Origin of the sequence: Haloarchaeobius amylolyticus (assembly GCF_026616195.1) — an archaeon.
Taxonomy (GTDB): domain Archaea; phylum Halobacteriota; class Halobacteria; order Halobacteriales; family Natrialbaceae; genus Haloarchaeobius; species Haloarchaeobius amylolyticus.
The window spans coordinates 533,825-550,310 of record NZ_JANHDH010000001.1; the positions used below are offsets into that span (position 1 = coordinate 533,825).

At 70.1% G+C, this 16,486-nt stretch carries 17 protein-coding genes; 6 read left to right on the plus strand and 11 right to left on the minus strand.

The annotated features are described in order from the left end of the window. Positions 1-80: 80 nt before the first annotated feature. Positions 81-845: a mechanosensitive ion channel domain-containing protein gene (locus NOV86_RS02825; RefSeq protein WP_368408753.1), complete on the plus strand. Its 765-nt coding sequence runs from the start codon at positions 81-83 to the stop codon at positions 843-845. 24 nt (positions 846-869) lie between these two features. On the opposite strand, the gene NOV86_RS02830 is transcribed toward NOV86_RS02825, so the two are convergent. Next, a complete protein-coding gene (locus NOV86_RS02830; RefSeq protein WP_267639713.1) occupies positions 870-1,427 on the minus strand; it encodes an acyltransferase in 558 nt (185 codons plus the stop codon). Between the two features lie 86 nt (positions 1,428-1,513). Here NOV86_RS02830 and NOV86_RS02835 point away from each other — a divergent pair, with 86 nt between their 5' ends. Beyond that, positions 1,514-1,966 (plus strand): luciferase domain-containing protein, encoded by a 453-nt coding sequence (locus NOV86_RS02835; protein ID WP_267639714.1) that lies wholly within the window; start codon positions 1,514-1,516, stop codon positions 1,964-1,966. An 8-nt stretch (positions 1,967-1,974) separates the two neighbouring features. Here the strand turns inward: NOV86_RS02835 and purD are convergent, their stop codons facing one another. Continuing rightward, the gene (gene purD, locus NOV86_RS02840) at positions 1,975-3,279 is read right to left on the minus strand and encodes a phosphoribosylamine--glycine ligase (protein WP_267639715.1); all 1,305 of its coding nucleotides are present in this window, start codon (positions 3,277-3,279) and stop codon (positions 1,975-1,977) included. 159 nt (positions 3,280-3,438) lie between these two features. On the opposite strand from purD, the gene NOV86_RS02845 reads away from it, so the two are divergent. After that, entirely contained in the window at positions 3,439-5,562 is a 2,124-nt protein-coding gene (locus NOV86_RS02845) for a thioredoxin domain-containing protein (RefSeq protein ID WP_267639716.1), read from the plus strand. A 33-nt stretch (positions 5,563-5,595) separates the two neighbouring features. Here NOV86_RS02845 and NOV86_RS02850 read toward each other — a convergent pair whose 3' ends face one another. Next, positions 5,596-5,976 carry a TlpA family protein disulfide reductase gene (locus tag NOV86_RS02850; protein ID WP_267639717.1) on the minus strand — a complete coding sequence of 127 codons (381 nt, stop codon included), beginning with the start codon at positions 5,974-5,976 and terminating at the stop codon, positions 5,596-5,598. Between the two features lie 37 nt (positions 5,977-6,013). Then, positions 6,014-7,126, minus strand: a complete 1,113-nt coding sequence (locus NOV86_RS02855; RefSeq protein WP_267639718.1) for a metallophosphoesterase family protein — start codon at positions 7,124-7,126, stop codon at positions 6,014-6,016. 82 nt (positions 7,127-7,208) lie between these two features. On the opposite strand from NOV86_RS02855, the gene NOV86_RS02860 reads away from it, so the two are divergent. Further along, positions 7,209-8,042 (plus strand): ATP-grasp domain-containing protein, encoded by an 834-nt coding sequence (locus NOV86_RS02860; protein ID WP_267639719.1) that lies wholly within the window; start codon positions 7,209-7,211, stop codon positions 8,040-8,042. Positions 8,043-8,105: 63 nt separating this feature from the next. Then, a complete protein-coding gene (locus NOV86_RS02865) occupies positions 8,106-9,086 on the plus strand; it encodes a PLP-dependent cysteine synthase family protein (RefSeq protein ID WP_267639720.1) in 981 nt (326 codons plus the stop codon). Positions 9,087-9,114: 28 nt separating this feature from the next. On the opposite strand, the gene NOV86_RS02870 is transcribed toward NOV86_RS02865, so the two are convergent. From NOV86_RS02870 to NOV86_RS02880, 3 genes are read right to left on the minus strand one after another with little or no spacing between them, the layout of a single operon-like run. After that, positions 9,115-10,008 (minus strand): alpha/beta fold hydrolase, encoded by an 894-nt coding sequence (locus NOV86_RS02870; protein WP_267639721.1) that lies wholly within the window; start codon positions 10,006-10,008, stop codon positions 9,115-9,117. Then, the gene (locus NOV86_RS02875) at positions 10,005-10,475 is read right to left on the minus strand and encodes a DUF5804 family protein (protein ID WP_267639722.1); all 471 of its coding nucleotides are present in this window, start codon (positions 10,473-10,475) and stop codon (positions 10,005-10,007) included. Before NOV86_RS02875 ends, NOV86_RS02870 begins: the two co-directional genes overlap by 4 nt. A gap of 38 nt (positions 10,476-10,513) precedes the next feature. Next, a complete protein-coding gene (locus NOV86_RS02880; protein WP_267639723.1) occupies positions 10,514-11,692 on the minus strand; it encodes a tRNA sulfurtransferase in 1,179 nt (392 codons plus the stop codon). Between the two features lie 138 nt (positions 11,693-11,830). Here NOV86_RS02880 and NOV86_RS02885 point away from each other — a divergent pair, with 138 nt between their 5' ends. After that, complete coding sequence (locus NOV86_RS02885; RefSeq protein ID WP_267639724.1) at positions 11,831-12,988, plus strand: PAS domain-containing response regulator; 1,158 nt, start codon at positions 11,831-11,833, stop codon at positions 12,986-12,988. Positions 12,989-13,018: 30 nt separating this feature from the next. Here the strand turns inward: NOV86_RS02885 and NOV86_RS02890 are convergent, their stop codons facing one another. The 4 genes from NOV86_RS02890 to NOV86_RS02905 form a co-directional block, all read right to left on the minus strand. Further along, positions 13,019-14,239 carry a methionine adenosyltransferase gene (locus NOV86_RS02890; protein ID WP_267639725.1) on the minus strand — a complete coding sequence of 407 codons (1,221 nt, stop codon included), beginning with the start codon at positions 14,237-14,239 and terminating at the stop codon, positions 13,019-13,021. A gap of 81 nt (positions 14,240-14,320) precedes the next feature. Continuing rightward, on the minus strand, positions 14,321-15,037 hold the full coding sequence (locus NOV86_RS02895) for a TVP38/TMEM64 family protein (RefSeq protein WP_267639726.1): 717 nt from the start codon (positions 15,035-15,037) through the stop codon (positions 14,321-14,323). Positions 15,038-15,039: 2 nt separating this feature from the next. Next, on the minus strand, positions 15,040-15,723 hold the full coding sequence (locus NOV86_RS02900; protein ID WP_267639727.1) for a CehA/McbA family metallohydrolase: 684 nt from the start codon (positions 15,721-15,723) through the stop codon (positions 15,040-15,042). Further along, positions 15,720-16,481, minus strand: a complete 762-nt coding sequence (locus tag NOV86_RS02905; protein ID WP_267639728.1) for a CDP-alcohol phosphatidyltransferase family protein — start codon at positions 16,479-16,481, stop codon at positions 15,720-15,722. Before NOV86_RS02905 ends, NOV86_RS02900 begins: the two co-directional genes overlap by 4 nt. Positions 16,482-16,486 lie beyond the last annotated feature (5 nt).

A 16,486-nucleotide genomic window follows, 5' to 3' on the forward strand; every position in this document is an offset into this window, starting at 1 on the left:
CGCTCTCCGGTGGCGTCCCGTTGCTACAGGACGGGACCACGACCACCGGAACCGGGACGTCGACCGGGAACGGCACCGGGCTGGACCTGAGCGCACTGTTGCAGGAACCGCTCGTACTCGCCCTCGGCGTCATCGTCGCGGGGGTCGTCGTCGGCATCCTCGTCGGGAAACTGAACAAGCGCCTGCTCCGGGCGGCGGGCGTCCCGGACATGGTCGAGGGGACGCCGTTCGAGTCGAGTGCGCGCAGTCTGGGCACCTCGACGGTCGACATCGTCGCGCGGCTGAGTTCGTGGTTCATCTACGGTATCGCGGTGCTCGCGGCGGTCCACGTCGCGAACATCATCCGGACCGACCAGTTCTGGCTGAGCATCGTCTGGTTCGTCCCCGACGTCTTCATCGCCATCTTCGTCCTCATCGTCGGCTTCGTCGCGGCCGACAAGGCCGAGTTGTTGACCAGCGAGCGCCTGCGCGGCGTGAAACTCCCCGAGGTGAATCTCCTGCCGCGGCTCGTGAAGTACAGCGTCATCTACATCGCGTTCCTCGTCGCGCTGAGCCAGATCGGCGTGAACATGCTCGCGCTCATCGTCCTGCTCGCGGCGTACCTGTTCGCGCTCATCTTCCTCGGCGGGCTGGCGTTCCGGGACTTCCTGCGGGCCAGCGCGGCCGGGATGTACCTGCTCCTGCGCCAGCCGTACGGCATCGGCGACGAGGTGGAGATCGGCGACAAGCAGGGCGTCGTCCAGGAGGTCGACCTGTTCGTGACCCAGATAGAGTCCGGTGGCACGGAGTACATCGTGCCGAACAACCGCGTCTTCGAGAACGGCGTGGTCAGGATCCGGGAGTAGTCGCCGCCAGTCGCTGCTTCTGCCTCAGTCGTCGCCGTCGGCGTCGCGCATCGCCCAGTCGCTCATCGGGCGGGCCGGCACCCCGGCCACGGTCTCTCCTGCCGGCACGTCCTCGGTGACCAGTGAGTTCGCCGCGACCTGTGCGCCCTCGCCGATCTCGACGCCGGGGAGGACGATGGCGCCGGCGCCGATCATCGCCCGGTCGCCGACGACCACGTCACCGACGCGATACTCGTCCTGCAGGAACTCGTGACAGAGCACGGTGGCGTCGTACCCGACGATGACGTGGTCGCCCAATGTGATGTGCTCGGGCCAGAACACGTCGGGCGTGGCCTCAAGCCCCCACGAGACGCCCTCGCCGACGGTGACGCCGAGCAGGCCGAGCAGCCAGTTCTTCAGCCGGAGGGAGGGCGAGATACGGACGAGCCAGACGACGGCGTAGTTGAACGCCACCCGGAGCGGTGACTTCGCGTCCGGCCAGTGCTGCAGGGAGTTCAGCGGGCCAGGCGTCGGGTGCGCGGTCACGCGTTCGTGACGGGACTCGTCGTCGCTCACGGGGTCGGCTTCGGCGCCGGGGGCCATGAACACCCCGGTCGCGCGGCCGGACGGGCCGCCGGGTCGGCGCCCGCCGGCGACGTGTTGATTCCCGCAGCAGCCCTAGAGGTGCCATGGCAGACTCGTCCGGACTCATCGGGGACGTCGTGGAATCGCTCGTTGAGACGGTGACGGACTGGCCGCACGTCAGGCAGGAGGCACACCGCTACGGCGGAACCGCCTTCCTCGTTGACTCGCGGGAGATCGGCCACGTCCACGACTCGGGGATGCTCGACATCTCCTACCTGAAGGCGCTCCGGGACCGGCTGGTCGAGGCGGGCGAGACCGGCGTCCACCACCTGCTCACCGATTCGGGGTGGACCACCTACTACATCGAGTCCTCCGACGACTTCGAGCACGCCCTGTGGCTGGTACGCCTGTCGTACCTGTACCACGTCCGGGTGCTCCAGCAGCGCGACGGGGGCAGGTTCGACGACGTGGACGTGGCCGCCGAGCTGGACGCGCTGGACGTGAGCGAGGCGGTTCAGGCGGCGTTCGAGCGCCGGGAAGAAGGGACGGCGGCGTAGGGGTCGGCTTACTCGCCGCGCAGTTCGGCGACGTGGTCGATGCGGCGCTGGACGAGGTCGGCCTTGCCGATGTCGTGGCGGATGTGCAGGCCGTCCTCGCCGGCGACGGCCAGCGCGTCCTCGGCCTGTTCCTCCGCCGCGGCGATGGTGTCGGCGACGCCGACGACCGCGAAGGCGCGCGAGGTGGTCGTGTAGATGCCGTCGTCGCGCTCGTCGACGGAGGCGTAGTACAGTAGCGCGTCGCCCGCGCTGTCTTCATCGACGGTGATCTTCGTGCCGGCCTCCGGGTTCGTCGGGTAGCCGGCGGGGGTCGCGTACTTGCAGACCGTCGCCTTCTCCTGGAAGTCGAGCTCCGGCAGGGGCTCGCCGTCGCGGGCCTTCGTCAGAATCTCGTAGAAGTCCGTGTTCAGGACCGGGAGGGTGTTCATCGCCTCGGGGTCGCCGAACCGGGCGTTGAACTCGACGACCTTCACGCCCTCCGCGGTCAGCATGAACTGGCCGTAGAGGATGCCGCGGTAGTCGTCGAGGGCCTCGACGGTCGACCGGAGGACGTTCAGGGCCTCGACGCTGTCGGCCTCGGTCATGAACGGGAGCTGGAAGCTCGCGTCGGTGTAGCTGCCCATGCCGCCCGTGTTGGGGCCCTCGTCGCCCTCGTAGGCGCGCTTGTGGTCCTGCACGGCGGGCGTGATGAGCACGTCGTCGTTGGCGACGATGGCCTGGATGGTGAACTCCTCGCCCACGAGGCGCTCCTCGAGGACGACCGTCTCGTAGTCGGAGTCACGGAGGTACGCCTTGGCCTCCTCCTTGGTGATCTGGTCGCCGGTGACGCGGACGCCCTTGCCGCCGGTCAGGCCGGCGGGCTTGACGGCGAGGTCGCCGTCGTACTCGTCGATGTACTCGCAGGCGGCCTCCATGTCGTCGAAGACGGCGTAGTCCGGGCAGCCGGGGATGTCGTGCTCGGCCATGAACTCGCGCTGGAACGACTTGTCCACCTCGATGCGGGCGTCGGCCTGCTTCGGCCCGAAGGCGTAGACGCCGGCGGCTTCGAGCGCGTCGACGACGCCCTCGGCGAGGGGTTTCTCCGGCCCGATGACGGCCAGCGTCGCGCCGACCTCCTCGGCGTAGGCGACGACCGCGTCGGGGTCGCTCGTGTCCAGTGTCTCGAAGCCCGCGGCGATACGGGCGATGCCGGGGTTGCGGTTGCCGGCGCAGGCGTACAGGTCGAACTCGTCTCGGTCGGGAGACTCGTCGAGCGCCCGGGCGATGGCGTGCTCGCGCCCGCCGCCGCCGACGAGCAAGAGGGTATCGGACATACGCGATACCGGTACGCATGAGAGTGTAAAGGTTGCCCTTCCCGCGAGCAGAACTATACACGTTCGTGTCGGTTCCCCGGCGCTGGGTCGTGTGGGCGACGGGAACCGTCGGCCTCCCGAGTCGCACGCTTTTACCGGCTGACGAGCCAAGGGGGAGGCATGAGTGACCCAACCGCGCGGAACCGGCTCGACGAGGAGGCATCGCCGTACCTCCGACAGCACGCGGACAACCCCGTCAACTGGCAGCCGTGGGACGAGGCCGCCCTCTCGAAAGCCCGCGAGGAGGACAGACCCATCTTCCTCTCGGTGGGCTACTCGGCGTGTCACTGGTGTCACGTCATGGAGGACGAGAGCTTCGAGGACGAGGCCGTCGCCGAGGTCCTGAACGAACACTTCGTCCCCATCAAGGTCGACCGCGAGGAGCGCCCCGACCTCGACTCCATCTACCAGACGGTCTGTCAGGCCGTCACGGGCCGCGGTGGCTGGCCCCTCTCGGTGTGGCTCACACCCGAGGGCAAGCCCTTCTACGTCGGGACGTACTTCCCGCGGGAGGCCAGGCGCAACATGCCCGGCTTCCTCTCCCTGCTGGAGAACGTCGCGGAGTCCTGGAACGACCCGGAGCAGCGCGAGGAGATGGCGAACCGGGCCGAGCAGTGGACCCGGGTGGCGAAGGACCAGCTGGAGGACGTCGAATCGCCGGGCGAGGACGCCCCCGGCGAGGACATCCTCTCCGACGCCGCCGGCTCGCTGATGCGCAGCGTCGACGCCGAGTACGGCGGCTTCGGCAACTCCGGGCCGAAGTTCCCGCAGGAGGCTCGCCTGCACGTCCTCCTGCGCGCCTTCGACCGCTCCGGGCGCGAGGGCTTCCGCGAGGCCGTCACGGCGAACCTCGACGCGATGGGCGACGGCGGCCTCTACGACCACGTCGGCGGTGGCTTCCACCGCTACTGCACCGACCGCGACTGGACGGTGCCCCACTTCGAGAAGATGCTGTACGACAACGCCGAACTCTCCCGGATCTTCCTCGCGGGCTACCAGGTCACGGGTGAAGAGCGCTACCGCGACCGCGTCGAGGAGACCCTGGAGTTCGTCACCCGCGAGCTCCAGCACGACGACGGCGGCTTCTTCGCGACGCTCGACGCCCAGTCCGCGAACGCCGAGGGCGAGCAGGAGGAGGGCGCGTTCTACGTCTGGACGCCGGAACAGGTGCAGGACGTGCTCGACGACGAGACGGACGCCGAGCTGTTCTGCGACCGCTACGGCGTCACGAGCAAGGGCAACTTCGAGAACGGCCAGACCGTGCTGACGCTCTCGGCGAGCATCGAGCAGCTGGCCGAGGACCACGACCTGCCCGAGGCCGAGGTGGAGGCACGCCTCGCCGACGCGAAGCAGACCATCTTCGAGGCCCGCGAAGAGCGCCCGCGACCCCGCCGCGACGACAAGGTCCTCGCCGGATGGAACGGCCTGATGCTCTCTGCGTTCGCCGAGGCCGCCATCGTCCTCGATAAGGGCTACGCAGAGCCCGCCGAGCAGGCCCTCGCGTTCGTCCGCGAGCACCTGTGGGACGAGGAGTCGAACCGGCTGACCCGCCGCTTCGCCGACGGCGACGTGAAGGGCGAGGGCTACCTCGAGGACTACGCGTTCCTCGCCCGCGGCGCCTTCGACCTCTACCAGGCGACCGGGGACCACGCCCACCTCGACTTCGCACTCGACCTCGCCCGGACCATCGAGCGCGAGTTCTGGGATAGTGAGCAGGAGACCGTCTTCTTCACGCCGGCCGGCGGCGAGGACCTCGTCGCCCGCCCGCAGGAACTGCGCGACCAGTCGACGCCCTCCTCGCTGGGCGTCACCCTCGACGTGTTGCTCTCGCTCTCGCACTTCGCGCCCGAGGACGACTTCGAGACGGTCGTCGAGTCGGTGCTCACCACGCACGGCGGCCGCATCGAGTCCAGCCCGCTGGAGTACGCCTCGCTGGTGCTGGCGGCGGACCGCTGGAACACGGGCGACCTCGAGTTGACCCTCGTCGCCGACGAGCGCCCCGAGGAGTGGCGCGAGACGCTCGCCGAGACGTACCTGCCCCTGCGTCTGCTGGCGCCCCGGCCGGCCGACGAGGAGACGTTCGAGGGCTGGCTGGCCGACCTCGACTGCGACGAGGCGCCGCCGGTCTGGGCCGACCGCGAGGCCCGTGACGGGCCGACCGTCTACGCCTGCAAGCAGTTCACCTGCTCGCCGCCGACCGACAGCGTCCGCGAGGCTATCGACTGGGCGCAGGAGAACCTCTGAGACGAGCGGTTCGGCAGAACGGGAGACGGCGTCTCAGACGTACTGTTCGAGTTCCTCGGCCAGCCACACCGCGATGGGCCGGTCCTCCTCCTCGACGAACCGGGCGAGTTCCTCGCCGGAGTCGGCGTCCTCGACGACGATCGTCGGGATGTACTCGATGCCGTACTCCTCGACGCCGGGGCCGACCTTCGAGCCGTCGTCCGCCTTCTCGACCGGGTAGTGTTCGACGTCGTCGACCTCGGCCTCGGCCAGCGCCGCACCGAAGTCCGGGAGCTGGCTGCGGCAGTCCTTGCACCAGTCGCCGCCCCACACCTTCACCACGATGTCGTCGGCGAGGGCGCGCCACACGTCGAGGCTGTCCTCGTAGCCTGCGCCGTCCCACGTCGGGGTCGGGCGCATCGTCTCGAGTTCCATGCGCACCGATTCGCCACCGAGCAGTAAAAAATAGACGTTAGTCACATTCGCCGGTCGCGGCGGGCGACCCCGGCTCGTCCGCGGGCGCGAGTTCGTCCACGAGGGGGTACGCGCCGGTCTGCCGGCGGACGATGCCGGCGACCATCCGGCTGCGCTCGCTGTAGGCGTGGGCGAGGTCGAGCGCCTCGGTGGCGTCGGCCCGGGTCGCCACGGGGACGTGCCAGACGCTCGTGCCGGCGGGGCCGACCTCGAGGACGAGGTACGCCTGCGGGAACGAGCAGACGGCGGGGGAGACGAGTTCGCGGACGCCCGCGGTGGCCGCGACGGCCGGGACGTGGAGGTGCCCGGAGAGGTACAGGGGGGCGCCACCGCCGGCGAGCACGTCCGCGAAGGGGCCCGGGTCGCGCATCGGGAAGGAGCCGCGCCAGGAGTGCCCGCCGGTCGCGTCGAGCAGTCCCGGCAGGTTGTGGTGGCCGACCACGAGGGGCGCGTCGTGGCGGGGCAACTCGTCGGCCAGCCACGCGCGCTGGTCGGGCGAGACGGTCCCCTCGTGGGTGTCGTCCAGCGAGCCGTCGGGGGCGTGCGCCGTGTTCAGCCCGAGGATGGAGACACCGCCGGCCTCCACGGTGAAGGGGAACCCACCCGGGGTGTACTCGCGTTCGAAGCGCGAGAGGGGCGGCACGGCGTGCTCGTCGAAGGTCTTCGGCACGTCGTGGTTGCCGGGGACCGCGACGAACTCGTGGTCCAACTCGCCGAGCACGTCGCTCACGAGTTCGAAGTCCGCGGTCGCGCCGTTCTCGGTGAGGTCGCCGGTGAACACCACGAGGTCGACGTCGTGGTCGTTCAGGTCGGCGACGGCCCGCCGGAGCAACGTCTCGGTCCGGTGGAACACCTTCCACGAGCCGGTCTCGCGCGTCGAGAGGTGCACGTCGGAGACGACCGCGATGCTCGCGGGCTCTGTCGTCGCTGGCTCTGCGAAGCGTGCGAGCAGCGCCGGGCCGTCCCGCCGCAGGGGAACGTCGGCGAACGAGTCGCCGGCGGCGAACCCGCTCGGTCCCGACCCGTCACCGGCGAGCCAGTCGGTCGTTGCCGCGGCCGCGAACCCGGGGTTCCGGCCGCCCACCGTCGACGTCCCATCGTCGGCGTCCATCAGTCGACTGTGGCTAGGTGCGACGAGACATAACGCTGTCGCGCCACCGTTTATCACGGGTCGTCTCCTTTCTTCACCAGTTTTGCAGTCGTCTCGCCCTCGCATCGGTCTCTCGTACTGGCGCGACCGCGGCAACCCGCGCAAGCGCCGGGCGTTCGAATCGCTCGCCGACCACGCTGCGGTGGTCTGGCTGGACCCGGAGCGCGAGCACCACGACCTCGCGACCCTCGGGCTGGACCTGTTCCACGCGGCCAAGCGACGGCCCGCGTCGCTGGCCGACCTCGACCGGGCGGCCGCCGCCGGCATCGAGACGGTGAACCCGGCGGCCGCGGTCGGGCAGACCAGCGACCGGCTCGCCCGGCACGAGGCGCTCGTCCACGCCGGGGTGCCGGTCCCCCGGGCCGAGTTCGGGTCCGCGGCGACCGTCTCGCTCACACCACCGGTTCTCGTGAAGACCCGCGAGGAGGGGCGCGAGCACAGCCACGACCACGAGTTCGTCACGGCGGGGCCGGTCCGGTACGACGGCGAGCGACTGGTCGAGGCGTACGTCCCGCACACCGCCAGCGTGAAGGTCCACGTGGTCGGCGAGGCGGTCCGGGCGGTTCGCGAGTCGCCGGCGGGGCTGGCGTCGGTGCCACTCGACCCCGGCCTCGAGTCCATCGTCCGGCGGGTCAGGCACCTGTTCGGCCTCCGCGTGTTCGAACTCGACGCGGTCCGGCTCGGCGCAGGCAGTCAGGTGCCAGCCGGGACGCTCGTCACCTCCACCGCCGAGGCGACCGCCGACTGGGTCGTGGTCGACGTGAACCCGGTCGTGAGCCTCGCGGGCGTCCCCGACGCGGTCGCGGTGTACCGGGACTTCCTGGGCGGCCTCGTCGGCGTCGAAGTCCCGGCCCGCGTCTCGCGGGACCGGCCCTGACGGCCGGGGCACGTCCTGCCGGAGTCCACGGGTGGTTTATCCGTGGCCGCACAATCCCGTGGTATGTACCAGAGCATTCTGGACGCCATCGGGTCGCCACTCGTCCAGGTCTCCTCGCCCCCCGGCGTCACGGTCGCCGCGAAGGTCGAGTCGTTCAATCCGGGCGGGTCGGCGAAGGACCGGCCGGCCCGCGAGATGGTCCGGGCGGCCGAGCAGGCCGGCGAGCTCTCCCCGGGCGACCGCCTCGTCGAGCCGACGAGCGGGAACACCGGTATCGGGCTCTGCATGGTCGCGGCCGCGAAGGGCTACGACATCACCATCGTCATGCCCGACGACATGTCCCAGGAGCGCCGCGAGATCATGGAGGCGTACGGGGCCGACATCGAACTCGTCACCGGCGACATGACCACGGCCCGGGCGCGTGCCGACGAGATAGAGGAAGAAGAGGGCGCGGTCCAGCTCCGCCAGTTCGAGAACCCGGCGAACCCGCGGGCACACTACCGGACGACCGCCGAAGAGATACTCGAACAGGTCGGCGACCGCGAGATAGACTACTTCGTCGCCGGCGTCGGCACCGGCGGCACCTTCTCCGGCAACGTGAAGCGGCTGAAAGAGGAGTTCCCGGACATGACCGCCGTCGCCGTCGAACCCGCCTCGAACGCGGTCCTCTCGACCGGCGAGGCCGGGAGCGACGACTTCCAGGGCATGGGCCCCGGCTTCGTCAGCGACAACCTCGACACCGACCTCATCGACGAGATAGAGACGGTCGAACTCGACGAGGCGGAGGCCGCGTGTCGCCGGCTCGCCCGCGAGGAGGGCATCCTCGTCGGCCAGTCCTCCGGCGCGATGCACGTCGTCGCGAACCGGGTGGCAGAACGCATCGCGGACCCCGAGGCCGAGTGCCCGCCGGGGCCGGCGGAACTCCGCGAGGAGGGCGAGGAGGCGCTCGAGGCCGACGGCGGCGACTACGACGACTGCCCGCTCGTCGTCACCGTCTTCTGGGACTCCGGCGAGCGATACATGTCGCTCGGGCTGTTCGACTGACGGCCGGGGAAGTGTCTCGGGGGAGCGGTCAGCTCTCGACCGTCGCGGTCCCCGCCACCGCGTCCCCGCCCGTGCCGCGGCGCAGGAACTCGACCAGGGCCGTGTTGAACAGGAGTGGTTTCTCGCGGGGCGTCCAGTGCCCGCAGTCCTCGAACACGACCAGTTCCGAGTCCGCGATGCGGTCGTGGGCGCGGCGCGACCACCCCACCGGGAACAGGGGGTCGCCCTCGCCGTGGACGAGCAGGACCGGCAGGTCGAGTTCGTCGAGGCGGTCCGCGTAGTTCGTCTTCACGCGGCCGCCGGGCCCGATCTCGTTGCGCTGGAACCTCGTGAACGCCCGGCCCGCGCCGGTCTCGCTGGCGCGCTGGCGGACGTCCGAGACGAACGCCCCGGGCACCGCGTTCGGGTCGTGGACCACGCTCCCGAGCCCGAGCGCGGCGGCCTCGTTCGAGACGCCCATCATCGACCAGCCGGCCGCGTTCGCCCCTGGCAGGTGGGCGAGGGTGTACCAGACCGAGCCGGCCGGGACGGTCGACCCCAGCCCGTAGCTGTCCACGAGCGAGAGCTTCTCGACGCGCTCGGGGTGCGCGAGCGTGTAGCCGAGGGCGGCCGCCCCGCCCATCGAGATGCCGACCAGCGAGACGCTGTCGAACGCGAGCGCCTCACAGAATCCCTCCAGCACCTCGACGTAGCTCGCGATGGACGGCTCGGCGTGCGGGTCGCTGTCGCCGTAGCCCGGCCAGTCCGGGGCGTACACCCGGTAGCCCGCGTCGGCCAGTTCCTCGATGGTCAGTTTCCAGGACAGTCCCGCGTCGTCGACGCCGCCGCCGTGCAGGAGCACGACGACCGGGCCGGAGACGCCGGCCCGCCGGTAGTGGATGCGTCGACCGTCGACCTGGGCGACCCCGTGGCCCCCGGTCATGCGCCGAACTCCTCCGCGCTCACCCGGACGACGACCGTCTCGTCCACGTCCGGGTGGAGGTCGTACTCGGGCAGGCCGTCGTCGGTCCGTTGCACGAACAGCGGTTCGACCAGCGACGGCGGCCCCTCCTCGTTCGCCAGGACTCCGTACATCTTGCAGTACTGCCCGGTCTCGTCGGGCTTGACTGCATCGTTTCTGACCTGTGTCGCGAGGTCCCGGGAGAGCCACTCGTCCTCGACGATGGAGGGTTCGCGGACGAACACGTCGTCGACGAACCGCACGAGGTACCAGTTCAGGTCGTTACAGAGCGAGACGGCTGCCCCGACGCTCACCGTCCGGCAGGCGATGGCGTTCTCGAACGGTTCCCAGAGGTCGTACGTCGAGAGGGCCTCGCGGGCGGTCTCGCGCGAGAGCAACTCGTACCGGAGGACGGAATCGTCCGAGCCGATGAGACAGACGTCGGTCACTGGCGGCCATTGGAGGGCGGGGGGTTTGTGGATTTCGCTCAGAAGGAGACGCGCTCGGCGCGTTCGACCGCCTCGCGGGCACGCTCTCGCAGGTCGTCGGGTTCGGCGGCCGCGACCGCGGCGACCGACCCGTGGGTCTCGGGCTGGGCCGGCACCATCCGGTTGCAGCCCGCGGGGATGGTCGAGTCGTGGAACGTCCCGATGTCGCGGGCCGCCTCGACGATGTCGGCCTTGTCCCACGTGAGCAGCGGGCGGTGGACCGGCAGGTCGATGGCCTGCGAGGTGACCGCGAAGTTCTGGCCGGTCTGGCTGGACTTCTGGCCCAGCGCCTCGCCGGTGACGACGCCCGCGGCCGCGGTCTCGCCGGCGATGAGCTCGCCGACCACGTAGAGGAACCGCCGGAAGACGAGCATGCGTCCGGTCTCGACCGCGTCCACGAGGGCGGCGACCACGTCCCCTGCTGGAACCTTCCACAGTGTGAGGTCGAAGTTGGGCGCGTACTCGGCCAGGGTGCGCACCGTCTCGACCGCCCGGGCCTCGTGGTCCGGACCGCCGTAGTCTCCCAAATCGACGTACACCGGCACGACGGGACTCCCGCGGCGCATGAGTTCGAAGGCGGCCACCGGCGAGTCGATGCCGCCGCTGACCAGCGCGACCATGGGTGCCTGCGTCCCGAGCGGGAGGCCGCCGGGGCCGTCGACGTGTTCGAGGAAGACGAACGTCTCGTCGCCGCGGATCTCGACGTGGAAGGTCAGGTCCGGGTCGTCGAGGTCGACCGCGGGCTCGAAGTCGTCCTCGACCGCCTCCCAGATGGCCTGCCCGCCCCAGCGCTGGGCGTCCTCGCTGTCGAATGGCAGGGACTTCTCGGACCGGCGGGCGTTCACCGCGAACGTCCCGCCGTCGTAGTGCGCCCGGGCGGTCGCGACCAGTGCCTCGGTGATGGCCTCGCGCTCGGACGGGACCGACAGGGCCGGGCTGGCGGAGACGACGCCGAAGGCCTTCGCGGCGGCCTCGGTCGCGGCCTCGACCTGTGCCTCGTCCGTCCTGACGAGGATGCGCGACCAGGGCTGCTCGACGGTCGCGTCGACGCCCGCGGCCGCGAGCAACGCCTCGACGTTCTCGACGAGGCGGCGCTCCATGCGTCGCTGGACGCCCGTGCTCTTCACGTTGAGGTCGCCGTGGCGCACGACGACCGTCCCGGCCCCCGGGGGATGCATGGCCGGGAGTACCGCATCGAAGTTTAAACGACCGTCGGATACCCCGGACACCGCGAGGGAGGCAGCGTTCTCCTCTAGCAGGCCTGATAGGTCCTCGAAAAGGGTCATACTGACCGGGGGCCAAGGGTGTACTGACCGATGCCCGCGCAGGACCCCGTCCCGCAGCCCTCCGGAGACGGCGACCTCGTCAGCGGCCGCGCCGAGACCAGCGTCGGCACCCTCGGTCCCGTCGGTGACGACGGCCGAACACCCACCATCCTCGTCGTCGACGACCAGCCGGAGATGGCCGAGGCCACGGCCGCGTACCTCGAGCGGGAGTACGAGGACGCCGAGGTCGTCACGGCCACGAGCGGCGACGAGGGACGCACCATCATCGACGACCGCGAGATAGACTGCGTCGTGAGCGACTACGACATGCCCGGTATGGACGGTCTCGCCTTCCTGTCGGTCGTCCGCGAGCGCGACGCCGGGCTCCCGTTCGTGCTCTTCACCGGCAAGGGCTCCGAGGAGATCGCCAGCGAGGCCATCTCCGCCGGTGTCAGCGACTACCTCCAGAAGGGCGGCATCGACCAGCTGGCGCTGCTCGCGAACCGCGTCAAGAACCTCATCGACAAGCGCCGGGCCGAGGAGGCGCTCCGCCTCCGCGTGCAGGCCATCGAGGCGGCCCGCGAGGGCATCGCCATCCTCGACGACGAGGGGCGGTACGTCTACATGAACGAGGCGTACGCCGCCATGCACGGGTACGAGGTGGCGGAGTTGCTCGGGGAGACGTGGGAGGTGCTCTCGACCGACGAGGAGGTCGCGGTGTTCAGCGAAGAGATCATGCCTGAGCTCTCGTCGGTCGGGACCTGGCGCGGGAGCGTGACCGGGGTCCGCAGCGACGGCTCTCGCTTCCCGAAGGACCTCTCGATGGCCCACATGGACGGTGGGGGACACGTCTGCGTCATCAGCGACATGACCGACTACGTGGCAGTGAGCGAGGAGACCGTCGCCGAGCGCGTGTTACATGCCCACGAGACGGGCGCGATGCTCGTCGAGGGCGAGTCCATCGTCGGGGCGAACAACGAGTTCCTGACGCTGGTTCGACACTCGCGCGACACCTTGCTCGCGCTCACCGTTCCCGCGCTCGGTGCCGGACTGACCCGGCTGGTCGAACGAACGCGCGAGACGGGCCGAACACAGGAGGGAACCGTGACGCTCAGTGCGGAGTCGGGGACGACCACCACTGTCCGGTGCCGGGTCGCGGTCGTCGACCCGCAGAGGGAGTCGGTTGCGGTGCTCGCGTGGCGCGCCTGACCGGGGAGCGCCGCGCCTCCCCGTCGAGCCTCAGAAGGTGGTCAGTTCGCCGTCGATGACGCGACGGGTGATGTCGGTCACGTCGGCGAGCTGGCGGTCGATGATGGCCGTCACGTCCGCCTCGATGTCCGCGAGGTCGACGCCCTCCTCGGTGACGACGTGGGCGTCTGCGACGTGGGGCTGGTCGATGGGGCGGCCGATCTGGGAGAGCAGGCGGATGCGCAGGTCGCGGATGCCGTCGACCTCGGCGACGACGCTCTCGGCGATGTCGGTGCTGAGGAGGTTGTAGATCTTCCCGATGTGGTTGACCGGGTTCTTGCCGGAGGTCGCCTCCATCGACATGGAGCGGTTCGGCGTGATGAGGCCGTTGGCGCGGTTCCCGCGGCCGACGGAGCCGTCGTCACCCTGCTCGGCGGAGGTCCCGGTCGTCGTGAGGTAGATGGCGCCCTCCTCGTAGTCGTCGGCGGTGTTGACGTGGACCTCGACCTCGCGGTCGGTGTGCTCGTGGGCGACCTCGGTGACGTAGTCGCGGATGGACTCCACCTCGTCGATGTAGTCGTCCATGCCCTCGACGTACCGGTCGACGATGGCGGCGGCGACCGTGATGTCGATGTGGTCGCCCTCGCGTTTGCCCATGATCTTCACGTCCTGACCGATGGCCGGGTTCTCGTCGTGGTACTCGCCGTTGAGGCGACGCTCGGCCTCGAGGACGATCTGCTCGGTCTCGCTCTTGGGCGCGTGGCCGACGCCGAAGGAGGTGTCGTTGGCCATCGGGACGGCGGCGCCGTCCTCGCCGAAGACGGTCTGGAGGTCGCCCGAGCCCTCGCCGAGCTTCACGTCGACGACGATGTCGGTGCCGAACTCCAGTTCCGGGAAGTGCTCACCGAGGTACTCGCGGGCGGCCTTCAGGGCGACCGTCTCCGCGGGGATGTGGTACTCCTCGCCCGACTCGTCGACGTAGTGCTTGGTGGCACGACCGACGATGAGCAGGTAGATTGGTTCGATGACCTCGCCGCCGCCGAAGGCCGGTGCGGCGCTGCCGGCGACCAGCTGGGTCTCGTCGGTGTTGTAGTGGAGGACCTGTCCGACGCGGTCGAGGTAGGTTCGTGCGAGTGCCTGCGAGACCGCCTCGGCGATACCGTCACAGATAGAGTCGGGGTGGCCGATGCCCTTTCGCTCGACGATCTCGACCTCCTGGTCTTCGACCGCGAGCCTGTCGATGGGCTCGACGCGAATATTGCGCTCTGTCATTACCCGGAGTTGACCACCCCAGTTTCTATAACTTGCGGAAAAGGCCCCGCGACAGAATATTCTCGACGGTAATAGAGCGCGTCAGGTGTCCGACACGCGCCCGACCAGTCCGACCAGCGCGTCGCGCCGGAGATACGCCACCAGCGAGCCGACCCCGAGCACCGCCACGATGGCGGCGAACTCCCACGGGTCGCCGGTGGCGAGGCTGTCGCCCGCGTAGGCGACCGCGAGGAACGACGGGAGGCGGCCGACGACCACCAGCAGGAGGAACCGTCGGCCGGAGACCGGCGAGAGGCCGGCGATGAAACAGAGCGCGTCGTCGGGGAACGCGGGGAAGAGGAACGCGAGGAAGAGCCCGAGTTCGCCGTGGTCGTCGACGAAGTCGTCGAAGCCGTCGAGCACGTCGGCGGTGACCCAGTCCTCGACCGCGGGGCGGCCGTACGCCCGCGCGAACAGAAACACGACGTGGCTCCCGATGGCCACCCCGAGGATGGAGTAGGCGGTGCCGGCGACCCAGCCGAAGAGGAACCCGCCGACGCCGCCGAGGGTCTGCCCGGGGATGGGCGCGAGTATCACCTGGACGGTCTGGATGGCGACGAAGACGACCGGGGCCAGCCGGTCGAACCGCGCGAACTGGGCCGCGAGCCACGACTGGTCGGTCACCCGGGGCTCCACCTGCACCACCAGCCACGCCGCGAGCACCGTGCCCCCGACGAGCACCACCGCCGACAGCAGTGCCTTGCGGCGGTTCGCCCGCGAGGTGAACACCGGCCCGTCGGGCAGCCAGTCGCCGAGCATCCTCACCGCCTCGCGGCCGCCAGCCAGGCGTTGACCGCGTACTTGTTCAGGTAGCGCAGCAGGGAGGCGCGCTGGCCGTGGGCCGTGGTCCGGCCGGCGCGGATGGCGTCGAGGATGGCCACCGGGTCCACGTCGGTCCGGTGGCCCGAGTCCGCCACCTCGACCGTGGTGAAGCCGTCACCGACCGCACTCGGCGTGTGGGCGTCGCTGCTGCCGACGCCGGGGAGGCCGTTCCGGTCGGCGTAGGCCGCGGCCTGCCGGTTCCGGTACGAGAGCAGGGTACAGGCGTTGAAGATCTCGACCGCGTCCGGGTCGGCAAGGTGGCTCCGGCGGACCCCGTGACTGGTCAGGCGGAACGGGTGCGGGACGACCGCGACCCCGCCGGCGTCGCGGATGGCGTCCATCGTCTCCCCGAGCGGGCGGTGGGGTTCCGGGCGCTCGGTGACCCCGAGCGCGAGCAGGTGGCCGTGGGCGGTCGACACCTCGACGCCGGGCAGGGCGACCAGCCCGAAGTCAGGGGCCAGCTCGACCGCACGTCGGCTCCCCACGATGGCGTCGTGGTCGGTCACGACCAGCCCGTCGAGGCCGGCCGCGGCGGCGTGTTCGAGCACCGCCTCGACCGACGCCGAAGCATCGTAGGAGAACCGGGTGTGGACGTGGGGGTCGATCCGCAGCGTCCGTGTCATAGCCCGAGCGCCGCGAGACTGAGCCCGAACTCGACCCACAGCACCGCCGCCGACACCACCACGCAGGCCGCACCGACCACCCAGTGGACGAACTCGGTCTTCGGACTGCGGTAGTCCGAGACCATCAGGGGACAGACGACCATCGTCGTCGCCGCCGCGGCCCAGCCGTTCCAGAGGCCCAGCGGGGCGACGGACAGCACGAGGAGGTAGTTGAGGACGACGACCGCGTTGACGTGGACGACGGTGATGCCGTGGTAGTGGCTCGTCCCCGTGTCGTCCTCGATGAAGCCCTCGTTGTTGTGCCGGATGAGCCGGAGGCCGCCGAACGCGAGGACGCAGAAGCCGACGACCGCGCTGGTCGCGATGCGGAGTATCTCGCCCTCCGCGCCGAGTACGAGGCGAGGGGCCAGTTCGTAGTAGAAGAGCAGGGCCGCGGTGACGAGGTAGACGAAGATGTCGATGAAGGAGTCGACCTGTCTGCCGAGCGAGGAGGTCACGTCGAGTCGGCGCGCGAGGTAGCCGTCCAGCTTGTCGAACAGGAACGCGACGAACATCACGACGACCGCGTAGTTGGACTCCCCGGAGAGGAACAACAGCGACGCCGTCCACGCGAAGAACAGTGCCACGAGGCTCACGTAGTCGGCGACCGTCAGCCGGTACAGGATGTTGCCGGGTTCGTACCGGAACCCGGTCCGTCTCGCGCTCCGGCCGAGTGTGCGTTGCAGGTGGCTGCCGGCCCGCTCGCTTTCGTCTGACATTCTGT